General features: G+C 56.0%; 20 protein-coding genes. 7 read left to right on the forward strand and 13 right to left on the reverse strand.

Annotated features, from left to right (window positions below; genetic code table 11):
* Window positions 1–50 precede the first annotated feature (50 nt).
* The 9 genes from BLT38_RS13435 to BLT38_RS13475 all read right to left on the reverse strand — a co-directional run bounded on the left by BLT38_RS13435 (window position 51) and on the right by BLT38_RS13475 (window position 10,612).
* Window positions 51–1,250 (reverse strand): RtcB family protein, encoded by a 1,200-nt coding sequence (locus BLT38_RS13435; protein WP_083345642.1) that lies wholly within the window; start codon window positions 1,248–1,250, stop codon window positions 51–53.
* 154 nt (window positions 1,251–1,404) lie between these two features.
* Entirely contained in the window at window positions 1,405–2,067 is a 663-nt protein-coding gene (gene tsf, locus BLT38_RS13440) for a translation elongation factor Ts (RefSeq protein WP_083345643.1), read from the reverse strand.
* 102 nt (window positions 2,068–2,169) lie between these two features.
* Complete coding sequence (gene rpsB, locus BLT38_RS13445) at window positions 2,170–3,090, reverse strand: 30S ribosomal protein S2 (protein WP_083345644.1); 921 nt, start codon at window positions 3,088–3,090, stop codon at window positions 2,170–2,172.
* Window positions 3,091–3,237: 147 nt separating this feature from the next.
* On the reverse strand, window positions 3,238–3,633 hold the full coding sequence (rpsI, locus tag BLT38_RS13450) for a 30S ribosomal protein S9 (protein WP_047489768.1): 396 nt from the start codon (window positions 3,631–3,633) through the stop codon (window positions 3,238–3,240).
* A gap of 27 nt (window positions 3,634–3,660) precedes the next feature.
* Window positions 3,661–4,092 carry a 50S ribosomal protein L13 gene (gene rplM / locus BLT38_RS13455; RefSeq protein WP_083345645.1) on the reverse strand — a complete coding sequence of 144 codons (432 nt, stop codon included), beginning with the start codon at window positions 4,090–4,092 and terminating at the stop codon, window positions 3,661–3,663.
* A 345-nt stretch (window positions 4,093–4,437) separates the two neighbouring features.
* Window positions 4,438–5,913, reverse strand: a complete 1,476-nt coding sequence (locus BLT38_RS13460; RefSeq protein ID WP_156785127.1) for a glycosyl transferase — start codon at window positions 5,911–5,913, stop codon at window positions 4,438–4,440.
* Between the two features lie 857 nt (window positions 5,914–6,770).
* Window positions 6,771–7,913 carry an acyltransferase family protein gene (locus tag BLT38_RS13465; RefSeq protein WP_083345647.1) on the reverse strand — a complete coding sequence of 381 codons (1,143 nt, stop codon included), beginning with the start codon at window positions 7,911–7,913 and terminating at the stop codon, window positions 6,771–6,773.
* 93 nt (window positions 7,914–8,006) lie between these two features.
* Entirely contained in the window at window positions 8,007–9,113 is a 1,107-nt protein-coding gene (locus BLT38_RS13470) for an ABC transporter permease (RefSeq protein WP_083345648.1), read from the reverse strand.
* Window positions 9,110–10,612 (reverse strand): hypothetical protein, encoded by a 1,503-nt coding sequence (locus tag BLT38_RS13475; protein WP_172838276.1) that lies wholly within the window; start codon window positions 10,610–10,612, stop codon window positions 9,110–9,112. Before BLT38_RS13475 ends, BLT38_RS13470 begins: the two co-directional genes overlap by 4 nt.
* A 265-nt stretch (window positions 10,613–10,877) precedes the next feature.
* Between BLT38_RS13475 and BLT38_RS13485 the strand changes: the two genes are divergently transcribed.
* The 3 genes from BLT38_RS13485 (at window position 10,878) to BLT38_RS13495 (ending at window position 13,165) form a co-directional block, all read left to right on the forward strand.
* The gene (locus BLT38_RS13485; protein ID WP_231966494.1) at window positions 10,878–11,606 is read left to right on the forward strand and encodes a DUF4397 domain-containing protein; all 729 of its coding nucleotides are present in this window, start codon (window positions 10,878–10,880) and stop codon (window positions 11,604–11,606) included.
* Window positions 11,607–11,753: 147 nt separating this feature from the next.
* Window positions 11,754–12,062 carry a hypothetical protein gene (locus BLT38_RS13490; protein ID WP_231966495.1) on the forward strand — a complete coding sequence of 103 codons (309 nt, stop codon included), beginning with the start codon at window positions 11,754–11,756 and terminating at the stop codon, window positions 12,060–12,062.
* Between the two features lie 113 nt (window positions 12,063–12,175).
* Window positions 12,176–13,165 (forward strand): hypothetical protein, encoded by a 990-nt coding sequence (locus tag BLT38_RS13495; RefSeq protein ID WP_083345652.1) that lies wholly within the window; start codon window positions 12,176–12,178, stop codon window positions 13,163–13,165.
* An 11-nt stretch (window positions 13,166–13,176) separates the two neighbouring features.
* On the opposite strand, the gene BLT38_RS13500 is transcribed toward BLT38_RS13495, so the two are convergent.
* The gene (locus tag BLT38_RS13500) at window positions 13,177–14,229 is read right to left on the reverse strand and encodes a cytochrome P460 family protein (RefSeq protein ID WP_156785129.1); all 1,053 of its coding nucleotides are present in this window, start codon (window positions 14,227–14,229) and stop codon (window positions 13,177–13,179) included.
* A 172-nt stretch (window positions 14,230–14,401) separates the two neighbouring features.
* On the opposite strand from BLT38_RS13500, the gene BLT38_RS13505 reads away from it, so the two are divergent.
* From BLT38_RS13505 to BLT38_RS13520, 4 genes are all read left to right on the forward strand, one after another.
* Window positions 14,402–14,812, forward strand: a complete 411-nt coding sequence (locus BLT38_RS13505; protein ID WP_083345653.1) for an OsmC family protein — start codon at window positions 14,402–14,404, stop codon at window positions 14,810–14,812.
* 85 nt (window positions 14,813–14,897) lie between these two features.
* Complete coding sequence (locus BLT38_RS13510) at window positions 14,898–16,178, forward strand: amidohydrolase family protein (RefSeq protein WP_083345654.1); 1,281 nt, start codon at window positions 14,898–14,900, stop codon at window positions 16,176–16,178.
* Between the two features lie 127 nt (window positions 16,179–16,305).
* On the forward strand, window positions 16,306–17,187 hold the full coding sequence (locus BLT38_RS13515; RefSeq protein WP_172838277.1) for an AraC family transcriptional regulator: 882 nt from the start codon (window positions 16,306–16,308) through the stop codon (window positions 17,185–17,187).
* A 143-nt stretch (window positions 17,188–17,330) separates the two neighbouring features.
* Window positions 17,331–18,029: an alpha/beta fold hydrolase gene (locus BLT38_RS13520; protein WP_231966496.1), complete on the forward strand. Its 699-nt coding sequence runs from the start codon at window positions 17,331–17,333 to the stop codon at window positions 18,027–18,029.
* Window positions 18,030–18,368: 339 nt separating this feature from the next.
* On the opposite strand, the gene BLT38_RS13525 is transcribed toward BLT38_RS13520, so the two are convergent.
* The 3 genes from BLT38_RS13525 to BLT38_RS13535 all read right to left on the reverse strand — a co-directional run bounded on the left by BLT38_RS13525 (window position 18,369) and on the right by BLT38_RS13535 (window position 22,557).
* Window positions 18,369–19,442 (reverse strand): radical SAM protein, encoded by a 1,074-nt coding sequence (locus BLT38_RS13525; protein WP_083345656.1) that lies wholly within the window; start codon window positions 19,440–19,442, stop codon window positions 18,369–18,371.
* 110 nt (window positions 19,443–19,552) lie between these two features.
* Window positions 19,553–20,794: an acyltransferase family protein gene (locus BLT38_RS13530; protein ID WP_156785131.1), complete on the reverse strand. Its 1,242-nt coding sequence runs from the start codon at window positions 20,792–20,794 to the stop codon at window positions 19,553–19,555.
* A 71-nt stretch (window positions 20,795–20,865) separates the two neighbouring features.
* On the reverse strand, window positions 20,866–22,557 hold the full coding sequence (locus tag BLT38_RS13535) for an esterase (protein ID WP_083345658.1): 1,692 nt from the start codon (window positions 22,555–22,557) through the stop codon (window positions 20,866–20,868).
* Window positions 22,558–22,627: the final 70 nt, after the last annotated feature.

Consider the following 22,627-nt stretch of genomic DNA (forward strand, 5'->3'; position numbering starts at 1 on the left):
CGATACCGAACGCAAGAAGAAAGGCCCGGCATTCACCGGGCCTTTCTTCATTAGTCCTTGTAAGGATCGAACTCGTTCGCTCCTGCCATCGCCACTCCAACAGGAGTCAGCGTGTGCAGAACGCGAACCGTCTCACCCTGCTCTGCCAATACCTCCGGCAGACGCTTGTAGCAGTGAGGCGACTCATCCAACCCACCGCCGCGCAGCACAACGTTGGACTGACGCAGCCAGTCGTTCATCATCTCCGGCTTCACCAGACCTTCGCGCTTGCACACGCCGGTCTTACGATCGTAGACGCCCGCTGCCTGCTTCCTTCCCATCACACGACCTGCGCCGTGGACGGTAGAAAACATCGCAGCACGCTGCGCTTCACGAGTCTCTGCATCCGTGGATTCAGTTCCCTCCAAAATCACAGAAACCTCACCCATCGTGCCGCCCACGAAACCACGCTGGCCAGGGAACGCAGGAGTAGCACCCTTGCGGCACACCCACAACATGCGGCCATCGTGCTCTTCGTTCCAGGCAAAGTTGTGATGGTTGTGCACCTCCTCCATCACCTCCGCACCCAACAGACGAGCCACACGGCTGCACACCCAGTCACGGCCTGCATACGCATACTCACCGCCCAACTGCATCGCGGCAATGTACTGCGCACCCAGATCGCTCTGCACATCCAGCCACACAGGATCGACCATCATGCCATCCTTCGCTCCCGCAGCCTTCAGGAACCACGTCGCAATACCGTGTCCCAAACCACGCGATCCGAAATGAACGCCAACCCACACGCGGTCCTGCTCATCCGTGAACAGATCCACATAGTGGTTGCCGGAACCGATGGTGCCCAACTGCGCTTCTGCCTTACGCTTCAACGGTGCAGCAGCTTCCGTATCCCATCCGGGATGCGCATTGCGGCCCAGCAGAGCATGTCCGTTGGCTTCGTTGTTCTTCCGTCCCACACCGAACGACAGCGTGTTCCAGATGTCGTCCATAATGCGGTGGATGTTTGCACGCAACTCGCCGCCCGGCATATCCAATCGCACAGCCTTGTTGCCGCAAGCAATATCAAAGCCCACAGCCGTAGGCGAAATTCGCGACTCCGCCGCGATCACTCCGCCAATGGGAACACCGTAGCCCAGGTGTCCGTCCGCCATCAGCGCAAAGCGTTCCGCGCTCTGTGCGCAAACCTTCGCCTGTTCCAGCGTGTTGTCTTCATGCACTCCCCATACAGGAATGTTGTCGATGTACTTCATCTTCCTCGTCTTTCCTTTCTAATCACGCTGCACGGCTGTTCCTCGCACATGCGCAATCGGGGTTGGGTTGCGTCCGCGGCGCTCCTCGCGTTGTACGCAAAAGAAAGAGCCCGGGCTGTCGCCCGGGCTCGTTGGTACCGATCTGGAGTGAGGCTTATGCCTGCGGCTCCTCGGAAACTACAACCTTTGCCTGAGCAAACGTTGCGTTCGGTTCGCCGATCTTGAATCGAGCGAAACGACGCACCGTGATGTTTTCGCCCATCTTGCCAACCTGTGTGGCAATGATCTGGGCAACAGTCTGCGACTGCTCCTTGATGAATGGCTGATCGAGCAAGCAAACTTCCTCGTAGAACTTGCCCATCTTGCCTTCGAGCATCTTCTCGATAATGTTTGCAGGCTTACCGCTTGCAGCAGCCTGTGCGCGGTAGATTTCCTTCTCGCGCTCGATGTCTGCCTCGGTCACTTCATCACGGCCGATGAAGCGCGGATCAACAGCAGCAATGTGCATTGCGATATCGCGCAGCAGGTCCTGGAAGCCGTCGGTGCGGGCAACGAAGTCGCTCTCGCAGGCCAGTTCCACCATCACGCCGATCTTTCCGCCAGCGTGAATGTAGGTACCCACAGCACCTTCGTTTGCAGCACGCGAAGCCTTCTTCGCAGCCGACGCCATGCCGCGCTTACGCAGCACAACGAATGCATTTTCCATATCGCCAGAGGCTTCCTGAAGTGCCTTCAGGCAATCGCCCATCGGTGCGCCGCTCTTCTCGCGGAGTTCCTTCACCAGCTTTGCATCAATCTTCACGGTCTCGGTAGCCATCGTGTTTGTATCCTTTACTGTTTTGAAACAATCGCTGCACACACAAAGAGCGTGGCGCCAACTACGGCAGCCACGCTCTCCGTGTAAATCATTCGGAGAAGCTTACGCGCCTGCTTCCGCTGCCACCGGCTCATCAGCGTCGGTGTCAGACGTCGGCTGCTTGCGGATACCGCCGCCCAGAGCTGCGTTCAGGTCAACCGTCTCTTCTTCGGCTTCCTCAGCAACAGTGGTTGCAATCGGGTTGGACTCCTGCGATTCCTCGTCCTCAAGTCCGACGAAGTGCGACTCGGTTGCAACCGGCGTCACATCGGCGTACTCGCTGGCGATCGACTTGTCGCCGATCATCTGCACACCCTCGTAGGCCGAATCGGCAATCTTCGTCGTGAACAGGCGGATCGCACGCAGAGCGTCGTCGTTACCCGGGATCACGTAGTCCACAACCGTCGGGTCGCAGTTCGTGTCCACAACAGCCACAACAGGGATGCCCAGCTTGCGAGCTTCCGAAACGGCAATCGCTTCGTTGTTGCTGTCGATCACGAAGATCGCGTCCGGCAGGCGGCGCATGTTCTTGATACCGGCCAGATTGGTGTGCAGAGCCTTACGCTCGCGCTCCAGGCGGATAACTTCCTTCTTCGTCATCAACTCAAAGCGGCCGTCCACTGCCATCTCGTCCAGCTCAGCAAGGCGCTTTACGCTCTTCTGGCAGGTAACCCAGTTGGTCAGCAGACCACCGAGCCAGCGACTGTTGATGTACGGCATGCCAGCGCGGTTCGCTTCTTCAGCAACCGCATCCTGTGCCTGGCGCTTGGTGCCGACGAACAGGATCACCTTACCGGTGGAGGTCAGGTCGGTGACGAACTTCGACGCTTCCTTGAACATCTTCAGCGTCTTCTGCAGGTCGATGATGTAAATGCCGTTACGCTCGCCGAAGATATATTCCTTCATCTTCGGGTTCCAACGCTTGGTCTGGTGGCCGAAGTGTACGCCGGCTTCCAGCAGTTCCTTCATTGTGATCGATGCCATTATCGGCTCCTTGTATGCGGCATCCCGACGGATCAGGCCGGGATTAATCCCGTTCGTCTGGGAGATTGAACTCCTGAGGGTTTTACTGCAAGGCGGCGGATGATCATACAAACCATCCGCCGCAGGACTTGAGCCAGACCCCAGCGACTAGCGCTTGGAGAACTGGAAGCGCTTGCGGGCGCCCTTCTGACCGTACTTCTTACGCTCCTTGATACGAGCGTCGCGGGTCAGCAGGCCGTCTGCCTTCAGCGTCTTGCGGAGTTCAATGTTGAACTCAAGCAGGGCGCGGGCAATGCCCATCTTCACAGCGTCAGACTGAGCGGTCACGCCGCCGCCCTTCACCGTGGTGATGACGTCAAACTGGCCTTCGACCTGAGCGGTCTTCAGCGTGCGAACTGCAGCAGCGCGCTGCTGTTCCGTCACAAAGTAAACCTTCAGTTCCTTGCCATTAACCGTGAAGCCACCGTTGCCGGGGCGGAGAAATACACGTGCAATCGCCGACTTGCGGCGGCCCGTTCCGTAGTACTGCACCAGATCTGCCATATCTCTTCTCTATCCTTCGCGAACGGGTTACGCCACTACCAGTGGCTGGGGCTGCTGAGCATCGTGCGGGTGCTTGTCACCCTTGTAGACCTTCAGCTTGGTCGCCATCTGGCGGCCCAGCTTGCTCTTCGGCAGCATGCCCTTGATGGCCTGCTCCACAATCGCTTCCGGCTTACGAGCCAGCAGCTTGGTGAACTCTTCTTCACGCAGACCGCCCGGGAAACCCGTGTAACGGCGATACAGCTTCTGCTGCGACTTAAGGCCCGTCAACACGATCTTCTCGGCGTTGATCACAATGACGTGATCGCCGGTATCAATGTACGGGGTGTACTGGGTGCTGTTCTTACCGCTCAGCACGCGTGCGGCACCGCTGGCCAGGCGGCCCAGGGTCTGGCCACTGGCATCCACCACAAACCACTTGCGGTTCAAATCCTTCGAACTGGGTACAAACGTCGACATCGAGTCTTCCTTCCGACTTCCAAAATCCAAACTTCTAATTACAACTCAACCAATGTCTCGTGCACACGCAAAGAACCCCTCTCGGGGCTATTTCCGCTGAATGCGAGTGGGTGCTGTGTCGGAACTGAAACTCTTCGCCCGCCGCAGCCCGAATTGCTCCAGGCCACCTGCTCCGAAGACCCCCAACGGCTCACCTAAGAGCCGACGTCCGCAGGATCCACCGCGTCACTGCCTCCGCATCCCCAAATGCCCAAAGGGCACAGGCATGCAGACGCAAGTCTGCGCGAGTTCATAGAATAGCCGGTATCCGAACGGGAGTCAACATAGATACTCCCTGAAATTGCGCTACCCCGGTGAAACCGGCAACGCCTTTGCCTTCTTATGTTTTCGCTGCGGCGTGACCCCGTCCTTGGCATCCAATCGATACACAATCATCACGTTCCTATCGGGATCATCCATTGCCGGAAACTCCGCCACGCGCGTCAGCCGGTAAAACTTGTTCAGCGCCTCCATCTTGTCGTCTTCAATGGAGTTCCAAGACACGAACCACCCCGGCTTGTACGCCGCAATGCGATCTTCCAGATCCATCGTGCCAAAGTCGTCGCAGATGCTCGGCACCCCAGTCATCAAAGACAGGTCACTCCCCGAGATCGACAGCACCGTATGACTATGCGTCGGATCAGATTCCACAATCCGCTCAATCCGGTTCGCCGCCGTCTGAAATGTGTACTCCGGGTGTCGCACGTAGCTCCACGTCACATGCGCCTCACGCCCAACCAGCAGCACCAGCAGCGAAGCAAACGCCAGTGAAGCCGACGGATGCCACGCAGCAATATGCAATGCCGCGCGAGCCATCAGCAGAATCAGCGGCACCGCAACTACCACGTAATACCTCGGCTGCATGTTCGCGTGATACGCCAGAAAGAATAGATACCCCGTCACCCACAGCAGCAACGACACAAACAGAGGATCGCGCCACGTCTTCTTATGGAAACCCGCCAGCACCACCAACGCAATCGCCAGCGGATACAGCAACTCCCCCATCCACACGCCATTCTTCAGCGTGTCGCCAACTGTCTCCCAGAACGGCAGCCCTGCAATGGTCGTATTGTTCGCCGCGAACAGATAACGGAAATCATTCCAATAGCCGCGATACAGCAGCCACGCAATGTAACTACCCCAAAGTATGGCGACAGTCCCGCCCGTCACAGCCGCAATGCGCAACACGCGTCGACGTTGCCACGCAGCGGCATCCGCCAACATGTACGCCACAGCAGGCAACAAAAACACCGCGGTCGTCTTGGTGCCAATCATCAACGACACCAACACACCCACAAGAACAGCAAACAAAACACGCTGTCGTTCCGTGGAAGCACTTCGTATCGCCTGCGCCGCCAGCAACGACAACAACGTCAACAACACCAGCAACGGCTCAAGAATCGCCATCCGCGTAAACACGTACAGGAACGAACTCGCCGCCATCAGCAACACAGCGGCAGCAGTAAAGATCCACCGCAGATATTTCGATTCGTCCTCCCGCGCCTCATGCTGCAGCACCACAAACGAACACACCAGCACTCCAGCAAACACAAACACGGTCAGCGCACGCGCCGCCACAATCCCCACGCCAGCAAATCGAAAGACGAATCCCTCTAACAAAGGCCATACAGGCAACGCCGCAGCAGGATTGAAGTCACCAGGCAATCGCCAAGTCCCGCGCAGATAATGCCGGATGGCCGCATCGCCATACCACCCCTCATCGGTGTACTTAGCCCAATCCACCCAAGGCGACCGATTCGGAAAATCCGCACGCAAATGCACCAGGTGCAAAGCCCAGAACGCCGCTGCAACCAAAAGAAAGATAGCTGGCAGTAGCCGTCGCGCAATGTTGCTTCCGTTGTCTGTCCCGAGTGCAGCTTTGTTCCCGTCGTGCTTGATCGTCTAGTCTCCTCAGACTACGTTTTCTCGTGCGGCACGCTTCCGCGCTGCTAGATCGGCTAAACGTGTCTGTCTTTCTTCTAGGCTATACTTGCCCAACATCCTAACGCTGCTGCAGGCAAAGGCCGCGGCCACACTTACGGGAGATTGCGTCACTTGCCACAAGCGCACGTCACTCATCCGCGACGCGGCATCCCCAGCCTGGATGGCTGGCGCGCACTCCGCATCCTCTCTTCCTTTATCTAGATCTGGCTGTCGTTTTCGCAGTCTCTTTCGTTCCGGGCTTTCGCCTACGTGGAATTGTGAAAAGCAGAGATCGCGCAACGCTAACGCTCAATTTCCCCCGACATACTGGAGCATCTTTCTTGGCGCCGCCTTCGAACTGAGCACATCGGCCTGTTAATCTCCGCACCCGCTTTCCGGCGCTGGACGGGCTGCGCGCTTAAGTTCCTCGTATGGTGCGGGCAGAAAACCCATTCATTCGCACTCGCCGGCGTTATCGCTTTGAGCGTAAACTTCGCCGTCACCTTCGTCGTATCCAAGATCAGCCACGACTATTTCGAGTCACGTTTCCTGCGCGGGAAGAAGCATTTCGAATACCACAAGGAACTCACGTCCCATCGTCACGCATTCGTCGTAGAGTAAACCTCCACAACGAATGCAAACTTGCTATTTGCGGGGAAGAGCCGCACTCGCTTTCCAACTTTGAGCGAGCTGTGGGCTCGTCATTTTGGCCTGTCCTAGACCCGACTCCGAACAACTTCAAAGCGCGACTTCAACACAAGGAAGGGCCGTTCTACAACGTAGTAAGCCATCACCGCAAACGCTACATTGACCAGAAACACTACTGGAAGTTCCAGCATCTTCGGGATTCTATTGCGGCAATAAATGAGAACAAGATAGGTCGCAAGAAGGTTGAACAGGTAAAGTCCATACGAGATCTTCCCTAGGAAGAGCATCCAGTTGGGGAAGCGTCTGGCAGAAACTCCAAGGAATGCCCGGAACAAAGCGATCACTCCGATGCTGCCAAGAACGAACATCACGTTATAGGAAAAGATTCCCACGGAGAACGAGGGGTATTTCGGATCAAAGCAGGAAGCTAGAAGCAGAGCTGCAAAACCGCCAATCGCCAACAGGAACCGCTTTGATCTGGACAACGCAGTGGGACGCCGTTCGCTCCACAATGCCAGCAGAGCGCCTAGTCCAAAGAACTGGACCTCTACGAATGTGTTGTAGAAGACACGCCCATGTTCCAGGTAAGGAATGGGCAAATGGGGCGTGACCATGAGCAGCAGGATGGCCGCCTGAGAAATCGCAATAGTCGCATAACCGATGTTCTTTACGACTCGGCGATTTCCGCTGCGCATCATCAGCGGCCAGCAAACATAAAACTGCTCTTCAATCGATAACGTCCACAACAGGGCAAGTGGTAGCCACACTCCATTGTGTGTGAGATACCAGTTCGCCACAAAGAACACTGCAGCTAACCAGAATCCGCTGGCAACGGGATACCCCTGCAAATGCGCTATGCCGTAGCACAACAATAGGAATGCGAAGTATAGCGGCCATATACGAAGGGAGCGACGAAAGTAAAACGCCTTCAAGTTCAACCGTCTGGTTGTGTCCACCTCAATCAACAACAGACGGGTAATGAGGTAGCTACTCAGGAGAAAGAACAACTCCACGCCAAATGCGCCCACACAGTGTAGGGCCCAAACGAGTGTCACGAGCCACGGCTTGGCCGTTTTCAGAAACTCTAATTGATAAGGATTCGATTTATGGTGCAGTAACACGCCCAGAAATGCGACGAAACGCAAAGCATCCAATTCCGGCTGATAAAACCGTCTTCCTTTGAATTCTTTAGCGGGGACAGTTTCTTGCATGTTCCCGAAAAGAGTAGCACGCCCATGGTGAATTTACTGTTCTCATAGGACAGACTTGAAACGCGGCCTCATCTATAGCGAAAAGCACTCACTCTATTCGTAAGCCAACGCGTCGATCGGGTCTTTCGCTGCTGCCTTCAAGGCAGGATACAGAGCACCAAGAGTTGCACCAACCAGAGCAATAATGACGGCAGTCAGAACCCATGACGGCGTCACAGCAAACTCAAGCTGCGGTGTCTTCACGTGCAGAAGCGCGCGCAAACCGTACGTTGCGGAGACACCGAGAATAATGCCGCAGACGGCCAGCAGTCCGGACTCACGCAGAACGATACTGACGATGTAAGTGCGCGATGCCCCCAACGACTTCAGAATGCCGATCTCACGTGTGCGTTCCATCACGGCGGTGTACATCGACTGGAAGATCACAAGAAAACCAATGACTACCGCGATCCCGATCACCGTCCGCAGGCCGATGTTGAACCCTGGATACTTTTCGGGCGTGAGCTGGCTTAAGAACTCTTCCAGTGTCTGCACGTCCCACTGCTGCAGGCCATCCGTAGACTGAATCTCCTGTTTTACCGCAGCCTGCCACTTCGGTGGATCGTCCGTCTTGAGATAGAACACGCTGCAGCGATTCTCTGTGCCGTTGATGGCGTTCATCGTCTCAAGCGGAACAAACTTACGGCCGCCCTTGCCGTGCTCCACAACACCGGACACTGTAAAGGTGTGTCCAAACAACTTCGTCTGGTCGCCCACATGCAGCCCCTTGCCACTGCTTGCTGCCACATCGTCAATGATGATGCTGTCTGGACCAGTGAATGGGCCGCCCTCCTTGAAGACGAACGGGCGAAGCGCGTTGAAGCTGTTGTATTCAACACCCCAGATATTTTCCAGCGTCCCACTGGCCGTTAGCTGGATATATACCGGAGCAGCAACCTGCACATGGGGCAGCTTCTCCAGCACGCCTTGCACCTTTGCCGATGCGGGAGCACCGCTGACACCGATCAGGTTGGACGTGGTTCCGGGCTTGGCGATCATGTCGCCACCGATACCGGTCGTGCGAACTTTCTGGCCATTCAGCATGCCCAGCATGATCGCCGCAATCGACAGAATCATGATGACTTCAATCGCAACCGCAAGCGCGGAAATCAAGGAACGCAGGGGGCGGTGGATAAGGTTGCCGACGACCAGTTTATTCATATCTTCTCTTCGATTGTACGTGGGCTCAAGCCCAGCGAGGGAGCAGGTCTCGGCACAGGATCTACCGACAGAGGCAGGATCGTTCTGCGGACAGGGATCAATAGGGCACCAATCATCGGCAGGATATGCGTCGTCACGAACGCCGCCAGAACGACAGAGAACGCAACTACGCTGACAGCGATAAATGGTGCATTCATCATGCCTTCGGCAGCGCCATGTGCGAGGAAAAGAAGATAGATAGCGGCCCAGAACGTCTGCTTCGTGCTTCCCGTCAACGAATCCATGACCCAGAACATCGCGAGGTAGCAAGGAAACATGATCAGCGTCACACCCCACCACTGTACACAGTGGTAGGCGTCGGCGAAGGGGCTGAAGGAAATTCCAGTGGTCGTGTCATTGTCGGCCAACATGCCGATCTCGTGCGCATAGCGATTACCCCAATGAAGCTCGGCTTTCTGGCCCACAAAGTAACGCGGAATCATATTGAGTACATAGCTTTCAATGGGGAGGATAGTTGCGGAATGCCCATCGTCGGTCAGGTGTATCAAAGCATCGTCAATCGGAAATACCGTCAGACGATCCAGCAATCCGTAGTTCTCATTGAACCAGTGGTAAGCGGTACTGATCTGCAATTGTTCAGCGACCAGCGCCTGGTACTCTTCCCGAGTACGCAATGGGTGGAACAGCATGTCCAGAGCCTTTTCCTGCGAATCTGGATCATCTTTGTAGACTCGTCCCAATTGCGAAAGCGGCGTGAGAAACGTTGCCATTGAAACGGCGAAAACGGTGACGAAGACCAATCGCCTCGTTGTCATCCAGTAGCCAGCGATCGTGGCAGCCAGTGCCCATGCAACAGAAGCTGTGAACATTCCCTGCTTAGAAAAAGAAAATATTCCCCAGAACAGCGTGAGCCACACGGAAATAATAAAAGCCAAAACACTGAAAGAACGCCATCCATCGGTCTTCTGTGTGGTCCCATAAACCGCCAACATAATCGAGAGTGGCAGAAAGTTATTGACCTGGTTAAACGTAGAAAGAACAGCAACCGGGACTAAGAGGCCGCCAAACTGTCCGATCAGAGCGGCCCCCATTGCCGCTTGCTGAAACCGATCATGAATCTGTAATGACTGCAGAAACGGCTTTTTCCTGCGGATGCGCGCATTAATCCTCGCCGCAGTCCAAAGGCTGCACGCACCCACCAGATAGACCATCATCGTTTTCTGCGCTGCGAGAACATTCGAATCCAATGGCTCGCCCAGCACTGTCTTTACTAGTCCACCCAGAATCATGGTCAAAAGCCCCATGAAAAAAATGGCTGCTCCGCTGGGATAGACTAGGCCTCCGCACGCATTGAAGGCGTCTGACATCACCACGATGAATGCGCAGTAGGCTAGGGAGGCATAGATACTCGTCCCCTCGAGCATCTGCAGCGCAAAAAGGACAGCCACCACCCGAAAAACGTACCGCATGGGTACGTGTGTCGGTAGAGTGACCTTCATTGCGAACTTCATCTGCGTCAGTCTAGCAAGATATGGCTACAACAACAGTGCTATACCTCCCTGCCTCGTGAAACCGGAATATGGAAGCTGCGGAAAACAAACTACATAGTCGGTGATATCACGTTGAAACCGTGTATCTTCCGCCTGTTTGGGATAAAGTGAAGACGTGCCTGCAGTTGCGGCGATCCCGACGAAATCCATACGGTCTTTCTGTTTCATGATTCTTTTTGCGGTTCAGTCCGAAACGAAGCCTTTTTTCGCCAGAATGGCGCAACTGTCCCTCGCAGTATTGGGCAGCGCCGCCTGCGTGCTGGGCCTCAGTGGATGCGGAGTCGTCTCCAGCGGCACCACCAACGTTTCGCAGCTCCGCATCATTGATGCCACACCCGACGCGGGCGGCATCGACATCTACGCCGGCAGCAACGTCCTCACCTACAACCTGGGATACGGCACCGTCACCTCGTACATCCCAATCAATCCAGGGACTTACACGCTTGCGGCGGACTCCTCCGGAACGAAGACGGCGCTTTCCTCCGTGCGAGCCACGCTCCTGAATGGCAAACAGTACACGCTCCTGTTCAGCAGCGCAGCCGCCTCGCTCCAGGCTCAGGTACTCACAGACCAGTCGCAGCCCGCGCCGTCCGGCCAGATCGCGCTTCGCTTCCTGGACGAAGCGATCTATCCCGGCGCACTTGATCTTTACCTTGTCCCCAACGGCTCCACTATCGACAAGGTGAATCCCCTGCTGACCAACGTCAACTTCGGCAACACACCCACGTACGTCAACGTGCCCACCGGCACGTACACGCTCTACATCGTCTCCGCTGGCACGGTCGTCTCCACCACCACGGTGCCCATGTACACGGGTGCCTCCACCACCTACCCCAGCGGCAGCGCCCGCACATTTGTCCTGCTCGATCAGCAGATCCTCACCACCTCATCTGTTCAGGTAGTGATGGCGAACGACTACGACTCCGCCACGGCGACCCAGTAATCGCGACCCGAAACAACCCTTTTCATCCCCAAAAGTTGCCTTAAATCAGAAAAATATACTTTTCTCAACGACAGCAACTCCCGTTGAAGAAGCCGTGTCCATCCCGAACGTAAGCGGTGTTCGCAATCCGCCGAAAGGGAGACACACATGATGAAGCTTGCTACTTTTGCACTCGTTTCCACCCTCACGCTCACGGCCGCAGCGCAACAAGACATCAACCAGCGCAAGGTCAATCAGCAGGACCGCATCGCCAATGGCGTTCGGTCGGGCGAGTTGACGCCGCATGAAACCTCGCATATCGAACATCAGGAAGCCGCGATCAATCATGAGGAACACGCCATGCGCCAGGCTGACAACGGACACCTTACCCACGCTGATCGCAGCGCCCTGAAGAGCCAGCAGAACGCGGAGAGCCGCCGCATCTATCGCGACAAGCACAACGCCCGCGTCCGCTAATCAGCTTTCTCTTACGACTGGATTTCGATCAACTGAAAGGACCTGCCACACCGCGGGTCCTTTCCATTTCCCGGCTGTTCTACATTCACTGCGGCGTTCTATACTCGCTTCCCATGCGCAACTTCCGGACGATCCTGCCGCTCTGTCTTGCTGTCACCTCCATCGCCACCGTATCGGCGCAGTCGCGTCTCCTGCTCACCTCGCAGCGCGACCACACCTTCCGCGTCTTCGATCCAATGACGATGGAACAGCTCAGCGCCACCGTGGAAAGCGACGACGCGGGCCACGAAGTCATGGCCACACCCGACGGCAAGACCGCCTTCGTGCCCATCTATGGCAACGCAGGCGTAGGCCGCGCCGGCACCGACGGCGACCATATCGACATCTACGACGTCGCCACCGGCAAGCTCACCGGCACCATCAAGTTCCCGCACGGCGTGCGTCCACACCGCCCCATCTGGAACGCCACCAACGGCACCTTCCTCGTCTCTGCCGAACTCGATAAAGCCGCAGCCATCATCGATCCCAAGACTGGCAAGATCATCGGCGAAGTCCCTACCGGCGCGGAACAGTCGCACATGATCACGCTGCTGCCCGGCGGCAAAAAGCTTTACTCCGCCAACGTCCATCCCGGCAGCGTGTCAGTAATGGACGTCCCCAATCGCAAACTCATCAAGGTCATCCCCATCTCTGACAACACGCAGCGCCTCTCCTGCTCCAACGACGGCGCCTACATCTTCACCGCCGACCAGACCACGCCCGACCTCGTCGTCATCGACACCAAGACCGACACCATCAAGAAGCGCGTGAAGCTCCCCGCCATCGGCTACGGCTCCACACCCACGCCCGACGGCAAATACGTTCTCGTCGCCATGGCAAATCAGGACAACGTCGCAGTCGTCGATCTGAAGACACTCGAAGTCACCAAGACCATCCCCAGCATCGCTGGCCTCAACGAGATCGTCGTCTCACCAGACAGCAAGTGGGCATGGGCATCCTCACCCAAGATGAACAGCCTCGCCAAGATCGACCTTGTAAAAGGCGAAACCGTGAAGACTGTTCCCGCGGGCAAATACCCTGACGGCATGTGGCTAACCAAGTAGCCACACACCACTCAGCGATGGCCGTACGACGTGAAGACATAGTCCTTGTTCTTCACGCTCGTATGGCACGCAACCCCGCACTTGGCATCATTGCCTTGCGGTGGTTTGTCACCTAAGTTGGCCAGCCGGAACGTTCCAGATGCGGCGTCGTACTCAAAGGCGCCGTAACCCCATCCACCACTATCCGCAAACCGCTTGCTGTCCTTCAGCATGAAGTCCACATCATGTTGCGGCCCCGGCACCGTCGGCGCACCCGGTTCCGTGGAATCCACCTTCGCAGTCCAATGCACCTTCGCCATCTTGGCTCCATCGGGAAAAGATTTTCCATTCCCCGGAATGCCTGCCTTGAAGGCGTCAATCATCTCAGGATTCCCAAGGATCGCCGCAAGCGCACCGCCGTTATGACTGATGGCAATCACCGACCATCCCTCGTATCCGCGGAACTCTGAAAACGCCAACCCATTCGGAATCTTCAACGAGTACTTATCCTGCGACGAAGTAGCTGTTTGAGCCTGTGTAGAACCAGCCATCGAAGCAGAAGCAGCACCAGCCTTAGGCAGACTGTGGATGTAACGCGTCAGCTTCCAAGTGTCATTCGCGGAGATAGTCGACTTCCACGCAGGCATACCCGTCAGTCGCACACCGTTCTGAATAATCCAGAACAACTCCGCATCGCTCCAATGCTGCACATGCGCTGAGGTAAGGTCCATCGCAGGCGGCGTCATGTTCCGCCCAACAGTGGTGTCTCCGCGAGCCTCTGCGCCATGGCATTGCACGCACTCCCCAAGAAACACTTCCTGCCCCTGGCTCACAATCTCATCCGACTCAGGCAGCGGGTTCTTCATCTTCCCCGCCTCTAACGGAATAGTGACATCCTTAGCCGCATTGGCCAGTCCTGTTTCCCCGGCGCCGGGCTGTGTAGCTGCAGAACAACCTACCAGGAACATCACCAGCAACACACCCACACCAAGCGTCAACGTGTGTTTCAACAACGCACTGTGATTGCGTTTGCTCGGACTGCCAACGCGCGGCAAACCCACGATATCTCTCATCAACTCAGGCATGGAGCTTTCCCCTCACAAGAAAGTTTCTGGTCCTATCCAGCTCGTACTACCCTTTTGAAAACGAAGATGTCCACAGAACTCAAAAGGATTTTTTTCTCCCGACAACACAGGGAGATAAAAATCCGATGGTTTCGAATCGCGTCGATGTTCAAAAACCGGGGGATGAAAACAAATGGTGATTGCAGCAACCGTCTTAAGCGAAAACGGACAACACAAAACCTCAGTTCGCACCGGCAATAACCAGCAAACCCTCAGCATCCCCGCCAAAACCGAAGGACAAGGCTCCGCCGTCAACGGTGGCGAACTTCTTTTCCTCGCGCTCGCCACCTGCTACTGCAACGACATCTATCGCGAAGCCAAAGACCTCAACATCCCCATCGACTCCGTTCAAGTCGAAGTCACCGGCAGCTTCGGCGGTCGCGGCGAACCTGCACAAGACATCGAGTACCACGCCACAATTCAATCCAGCGCCCCACGCGAACAGGTCCTCGCACTCATGCACCACACCGACACCGTAGCGGAAATCCACAACACACTGCGCCAGGCCAATCGAGTCACTCTGCAAGAGTGCACCGTTCTCTAACGCACATTTCTTTGCAGAGCTCCTAACCGCGGTTCTATCTCTCTGTCTAATTCAGCGCGATAGAACGGGTCATAGGTGCTCAAACATGCGGCGCAGTAAAACATTCCTACTGGGTTTCTTCCTCACAGTCTGTGTCCCTTCTTATGCAGGCTGCATTCACTTCATCAACGGCCATTGGTTCAACGGTCGTGCTTTCCCTCAGGATGACTTCTACAGCGACTCCGGTGTGTTGACCCATACGCCCTGCCATCAATCTCTTCAAATCGACCTGAAGGGTGGCTATGTCGTCCCCCCATACGGAGACGCCCACGAACACAACTTTGACAATCTCCAACGAGCGCAGGCGCAGGGAAAGCTCTATCTGCAGGATGGAGTCTTCTACGCACAAGGCATGACCGATGTCTCAACCGGCGCTGAAGCCGTCAAACAGGCAAAGCGTGTGAACACGCCATCCACCGTGGATGCCACCTATGCGCACGGCGGTCTCACCGGTTACAACGGCCATCCCAAAGAGGTGTATGAATCCATCCCTCTCGGCTTCTTCTATCCCGTCACTGCCGAGCAGAAAGACAAAGTAGTGCATGCGACCAGCCGTTCCGGCTTGGCCTATTGGGAGATGGAAACGCCAGCGGAGTTAGATCAACTTTGGCCACGCATACTCGCATCCCATCCTGATCTCATCAAGGTGTATCTCGTAAACAGCGAAGAGTGGAAAGCCGCATCTTCATCCGATACACGACTCGGACTCGGTTTGAATCCCGCTCTTGTCCCTCTCATCACAACCAAAGCTCACGCGGCCGGTTTGAAAGTAGCCGCTCACGTCGATACAGCCACGGACGCAGCCATCGCGATTCGTGGAGGCGTCGACGAACTAGGCCATCTCCCCGGATACGGCCTCTCAGCCAAAGGCAATCCCACCACGGTTCGACTGCCAGATGAACTCATTCAAGAAGCAGAACAACGACACGTAAAAGTGCAAGCCACCGCAGGTATCGACGTCGACGAACACACAAGTGCTGCGGATCTCAAAGCAAGACAAGCATCGCAAATTGATAACCTCACACGACTAAAGAAGGCACACGTGCCCATCCTGATTGGCTCGGATCACTACGGGCAGGATTCCGTACACGAAATGGATTACCTGCACAGCCTGGGAGTCTGGACAAACCTTGAGCTCTTAAAAATGGCCTGTGTAACCACACCGCAAGCAATCTTCCCCAAACGGAAACTCGGCGAATTGCGCCCCGGCTACGAAGCAAGCTTCCTCGTCCTCAGCAGCAACCCACTCACCGATTGGCAACACACACACGCCATCATCGACCGATGGAAGCAGGGCGAGCACATTGTGATCGAAGACCAGCCATAACGCTGTCACCATGAACCATTCTGTAATCGAGCTGCATCAGACGGTCGCCACAGGAATTACGGCTTTGCGTCTCTCCGACGCTGACTGAGAATCCTGAAAGGCACATCGAAGATCAGGGAGCGTGGACGTGGAAGGCTCAATTACAGTTCGGCAAGGCAGCGCAACCATTCCCATCGTGCCCAACGTGGTGCGAAGGCACGCACACCTTGCCACACGCGGCGTCCATGTAGAACACCACGTCGTTGAGCCAACGGAATTCCCTGAGCGGGAGCTTCTGCAACACAACATCTTTCTCTACACAGGACAAGCGGCTCAGGCAGAAATCAAAAGCCCTGAGTTCACAGGCCTCCGCTGGATTCGTCCCGGTGCATTGTGGATCATGCCAGAGGGTTGCAGACATGGAGTCCGTTTTGAAGGCAAGGTAGAAGGCATTGCATTAGCGTTTGACCCTTCTTACTTCGACGATCTGGTTGAGTCTCACGGCGGAAAACGAAACCTCCCCATCATGCAATCTCTGACAGACTGCCCTCCCAAGATCGAACACCTCATGCGCGCGCTGCTGCTTGAAAGCACTGAATCAACAGAAGAGGGCATGGGCCTTGAGTGCATCGCCACAGCCATCGCTCTTTCCATCTGCGACTACGCAGGAGCAACACGAACGCCAACAAAGACCGGACCAAAACTCACACCGCGACAGATGCGTGCTGTACAAACCTACGTGGAAGACCACCTGCACAAACAGATTGCATTGGCTGATCTTGCCATCGTTGCCAAGCTAAGCGTCTTCCACTTTCTGCGCAGCTTCAAAGAAAGCCTCGGCACAACGCCCGCGCGGTACGTTCTCGATCGCCGCTTGGAGAAGGCAAAAACATTGCTTGCGAACAGCCCTCTATCCGTAACGGAGATTGGTCTCAACGTGGGGTTTGAAGATGTCAGTCACTTCTCGCGTGCCTTCCGCCGCGAAGTAGGCATGACACCATCGCTCTTTCGAGGGGGCGCGCAACAATAACGCAAGCAAAGGCAACCGACAGCAAGATCTGGTAACGGCTGCTGTTCTTTCTCACTTCAGAATTGCCTCAGAGACGGTCATCAAAGCCTCCCATGGTGGGATGAGTTAAGCCGTGGCTGTCTCGGAATCTGGAGGGAAGACTCTTGTCTCAAGCCATGCTTTCAAAAAACATCGTCCTCGTCCACGGCGCATTTGCAGATGGATCAAGCTGGTCGAAGGTAGTTCCCCTGTTGCTTGCTAAGGGATACAAGGTGACCGCTGTTTCAAACCCGCTGACATCCTTCCAGGACGACGTCGCAGCGACGAAGCGCGCAATCGCCGCGCAGGATGGCCCCGTCACACTGGTGGGACATTCCTATGGTGGGGTGATCATCACGGAGGCAGGCAACGACCCCAAGGTGGCGAGCCTCGTCTATGTCGCAGCCTTCGCTCCAGACGCAGGACAATCCATCGTTGACATCAGCAAGCCGTTCCCTCCCCCGCCCGGCCCTCAGAAGGCTGCACCCATCGGTGATGGCTTCCTGCTGCTCTCTCCACAAGGTGTGGAAGAAGACTTCGCGCAGGATCTCAGCAAGGAAGAAAAGGCTCTCATGGTGGCAGGTCAGCCTCAGACCTCAGGCGCAATCTTTGTAGCCCAGCCAACCCAGGCCGCATGGCACACCAAGCCATCTTGGTACGTGGTCGCCACGAACGATCGCATGATCGCCCCAGAGCACGAGGCCAGCATGGCCAAACAGCTCAACGCCACCACCATCTCCCTGCCGTCGAGCCACGTCGTAATGCTGTCCCATCCAAAAGAAGTCGCTCAACTCATCGAGGATGCCGCATCGGGTAAGCGCTAGAAACACGAAACGCTGTCAAGTCCCCGAACCACTCAAACCAAACAAACGAAAAGAAATAGAGCTGGCATGGTATTTCCGCCAACTCACTACAATAGAAGTAGCAACAAGATGGGCCGCGCGATGCGCGGCCCTAACTCGTTTAGAAAGACGATTTTGCCTCTAACCCCAATAGAAAGACGATTTTGCAGACACCAAAACCGTAACCCCAATGGAAAGACGATTTTAGAAAAACAGGGGGAGGGGGTACCCCATACATCCACCGAAGCCCAAAGCAAAAGCCAGCGGGAAAACCCGCTGGCTCGCTGACACGCCAAAGGCGTCCAGAACGGCACGAAGTGCCTAGCTGATCTGCACCAGATCGCCATGGCCGCTGTGCGCGGTTGGCGGCGTAATCTGCGAGGTCTGCGGCGCGCGCCAGTGATCGATGTAGCTCACCTGGTGCACGCACGAGATGGTGCAGTTCGGCGCGCAGCCCTTCTCCGTCAGGAATTCCCGCTTTACGTCCTCAGTCGTGTAATCCGCCAGAGGAGTCGCCGGATAACCGCGCTGCTGGCTGCAGTAATGCACCAGCCCGTTCTCGCAGACGTAGAGGTAGCGTCCACCCGCACGGCAACGCCAGTCGTTCGGCATACCGTTCGCAATGGCTTCCTGGAAGTGGTTGAAGCGGCTGTAGCTGCGACGGGTAAGCTTGCGGACGCGCTCCCAGACCGTACGCTCCTCGCCACCCAGCGGCTTCAACTGCCCGCTGCCATCGTGAATGATACCGATGGTCGACGAGAACCCAAGTCCCAGCGCACGGCTGGACACCGTGAACGCATCCTGCGGATTGGCAACACCGCCACCCACCACGGAGTTGATGTTCACATGAAAATCCGCATATTCCGCCAGCCAGATCAGGCGCTGATCCAGAACCTTGAGCGACTTCTTCGACACGGCGTCAGGCATCACGTTGTCGATGGAGATCTGCATGTGATCAAGGCCAGCCTTGTTCAACCGCTCAATGCGTTCCTTGTTCAGGTAGTAGCCGTTGGTGATCATGCCGGCCAAAGCACCTGTCTTGCGGATGCGCTTGATGACCTCATCCAGATCCGGATGCATCAGCGGCTCACCACCGGAGATGGTGATCACCGTCGTGCCAAGCCGTCCCAGATGGTCAATGCGACGCAGCATCTCATCCAGCGGCGTGGGCGCGGAGTGGTCGTCGTACTCATTGCAGTAGGTGCAAGCCAGGTTACAGCGCCGCATCGGCACGATCTGCGCCATGTACGGATGACTGGTCGAGAGCAGTGCATGCCCAATGCCCAGTAGTTCGCGCATACGACGTGTAGCCGCCTTCCAGCGGCGACGAAGCGGCATGGGCCGGTGGCCGGGCTTGAGTTCCAGGGCCGGAGGTGTAGCAACTGCAGTCGACATACCCCTCCATTTTACCGGACCGCGCCACCGCGTGTGCTATTACCTTCTCTCCCCCCGGTTACGCCGCCAACATACACCCTGACAGGCAAGAGTCCCTCCCGCCCCGGGAACTAACGCGGCGTTGACACTGCTACCGCTCTCTCCGCGGTCGAGATCCGCTTTTCTGCTGTGGGAGATACGAAATAGCGCTTAAGCCGCAGGAAATGACGTTCGTACATCTCGTAAGACAGCCACGCGATTGCGACCAATGGAACAGCAACAAACGCACCACGTAGATACGCTACAACCGTATGTGATTTGATCAGCAACCGCACCGATGGCAGAACCCACCGATCGATTCCCTCTCCCACAAAGGGCTCCAACACATACATCCCGTAGCTGTACTTGCCAAAGAACCGAAGGACAGGATGCTCGAAGATTCTCTTTGCCGGCCCCGGCTGCAACGATACCCCAATCAACGCTGTCAGCATGATCGCAATCAGAGTGAATCCCAACGTGCTGCTAATGGGGCTCCAAAACATATACAAGCCGTGCATTGCTACGTACACGATTGCCAGAGGAATTCCCACACGCGCCAGCCACGTGCAGATCCACAACAGACGCCCACGCCAGTTCGATCGTATTCCGATAGCCAACGCCGCTCCGAACAACATGCCGTCCAGGCGAGCGGGCGTCCAGCAATAAAGAATTGTGGGATGCGCCTCTGTTAATCCGGAAAGCCCCATTCCAATCCGGAACAAGAGGCAGAAGGCTGCCAACCCCAGAGCAGCTTGCACAATCCGTCGCTGCGTCTTCATGGCAAACAGCAGCACGGGCCAGAACAGGTAAAACTGTTCCTCCACTGCCAACGACCAGAAATGCCGAATATATACCCATGACGCGTTCGTTACCGGAGATCCGCCCCAGTTCACCGCGTCAAAGTTATCCAAATAGGTGAACCATAGAATCAGGCGGGGAGACCAGTGGTATCCCGCCACCATTGTCCCGACAACAAGAACGATCAAAACACCGTAATACAACGGAAATGTTCGCAAGGCGCGGCGCGCATAAAAATTACGCAAAGCAGAAGGCTCGTTCTGCGTCTCAAACAGAATTCCAGTCAACAGAAATCCGGAAAGGGCGAAGAACAGGTCTACGCCCACCCATCCAGCTGCGGTGAGATGATTTAGCGTCCGCAGAAAGACTCCACCGTGGACAGTGAATACATCTCCCCATTCATGGCAAATCAACACCAGCAGAATCGCGGTGCCACGCAAACCATCCAGTGCAAGCACATGCTTGATTACCGGTGCCTCTTCGGCATGGCTCTGGTTTTCTTGTTGAACCACATCCATCTTGCGATTGTCGCTCAAAGTGGTTAAGTATCCTGCCGCGGCAGACGTCAAGATGGCTTCATCAGTCCTTGAGAACGTGTTGTCAGGTTTCAATACACCCAACTCTTCACATCCGCACCGGCGGGGGCTGTCTGCTTCATATGCTCCGTCATCAGCGGCAATAAGCGCTGAATCCAGTTCGCATTGTTCTGCTGCATGGAATATTCGCTTGGACCGCCGGTATAGCAATGCGGCATACCGGGTCCGTACTGAAACTCAGCATCGGAACGCGGATTTCGCGTCAGCTTCAACTGGTTATCCAGCAGATGCACTGCGTTGTTCAGGAAGTACGTATCTCCATCGCCTACAGCGATATGCATCTTCCCTTCCACCTTCGGTCCCAGCGTCGACCAGTCGCGCTTCAGAATAGCGTTGATGTCGTAGTGCTCACGCCAATACTTCACGACATCTTTGTTAATTTCGCCGGTGATCGGGTCCAGCACATCAACCGGATAACCATCCTTATCCTGCGGCGAAAACACAGCCTGCCAGATGCCCCATTGCTCTGTTGAGCGACCATGCGTTCCCAGCACATACTCGAACGCAAACTCATCACCGGTAGTAGCCAGAATGGATCCATCCGGCTTACGATCCGCCGGGACCGGCACACTGCCAAAGTCACCATGGCGAAAGAACGCGTTCGGATCGTCGTATAGATTGATGTTCTGATACGCGTGGAAATCCACTGGATCAGGGCAGGCACCCCACGTGCCGTTGTAGCCATCGGGATAGAAGACCTGCGTGGCAATCGCCTCCCAGCCGCCGGTCGAGCCACCCGCCGTAGCGCGCGCCCATCCTGCACCAATACCGCGATACTTCGCTTCCACCGCAGGAATCAACTCATCATTGATCGCAGAACCATAAGGCCCCACATTCGCGGAATCCACGTCATACGAATCGTCGTAGTACGGGTTTGCATTCTGCACATACAGCACAATCGCGTGTGGCAAACGCCCCGTAGTCCAATCCTGAAAGAAGCGATAGCCGCTATCGCCGCGACGTCCGCCACCACCCGCTACTGCAGTAAATGCAGGCTGCATACCCGCGCTGTAATGTCCCTGCCAAACCACCAGCGGATAGTGCGCATCCGGATGTTCGTCAAACCCTTCGGGGAGTAACACCCACGCGCCCAAATACATATCGCGGCCCCAGAACTTCGACAGCTTCTCTGACTTGAAGCGCATGTATTTCAGCCACTTGCTCGTCGCCGGATCCTGCGCAATCACTTCGGGATCCTGTTTCGTTCCCTTGATCTCGGGAATGGTCTGATCAAGATTCAGCTTGATCGTGGAGTTGGCCTTGCCATCAAAATGCACCTTCATCGGCTTCGAAAATGGATTGCCGGGCTTGCGATTCCACTTCTGCCCTTCGCCCTTATCTGGCGGCAACCACGGTGATTTCCCGTTCGCCAGATGAAACTGCTCATACACATTGAAGACACCCTGCACAAAGTAATCGCCTGCGGGAATATCCGTCAGCGACCGCAGAGGGTAACCAAACGTCTTCGCATCCACCGTGACGGTCTTAGCCGACGGAATGCCATCAATGCCCACATCCACGCCGAAACCCTGTGCCGACTGATACTGCTCATTCATCTGCATACGTGGTTCTGACTTGCCATCCTTCGCAAACACAACAATCAAATGCCCATGCTGTGCAGCAGCGGGCAGTGTGACTTCTACCTTCTGTGCAAAGGCAGATGTGGACAGGGCAAGCAGAGTGGTGAGGGCAATTTTCTTCATGAGCTTGCATTGAATGTACAAGACAGCCGAGACGGAAACGTCTGAATCCGAGGAACCAGAGGTCTTAAAC

Origin of the sequence: Terriglobus roseus, from assembly GCF_900102185.1 — a bacterium.
Classification (GTDB): Bacteria; Acidobacteriota; Terriglobia; order Terriglobales; family Acidobacteriaceae; genus Terriglobus; species Terriglobus roseus_A.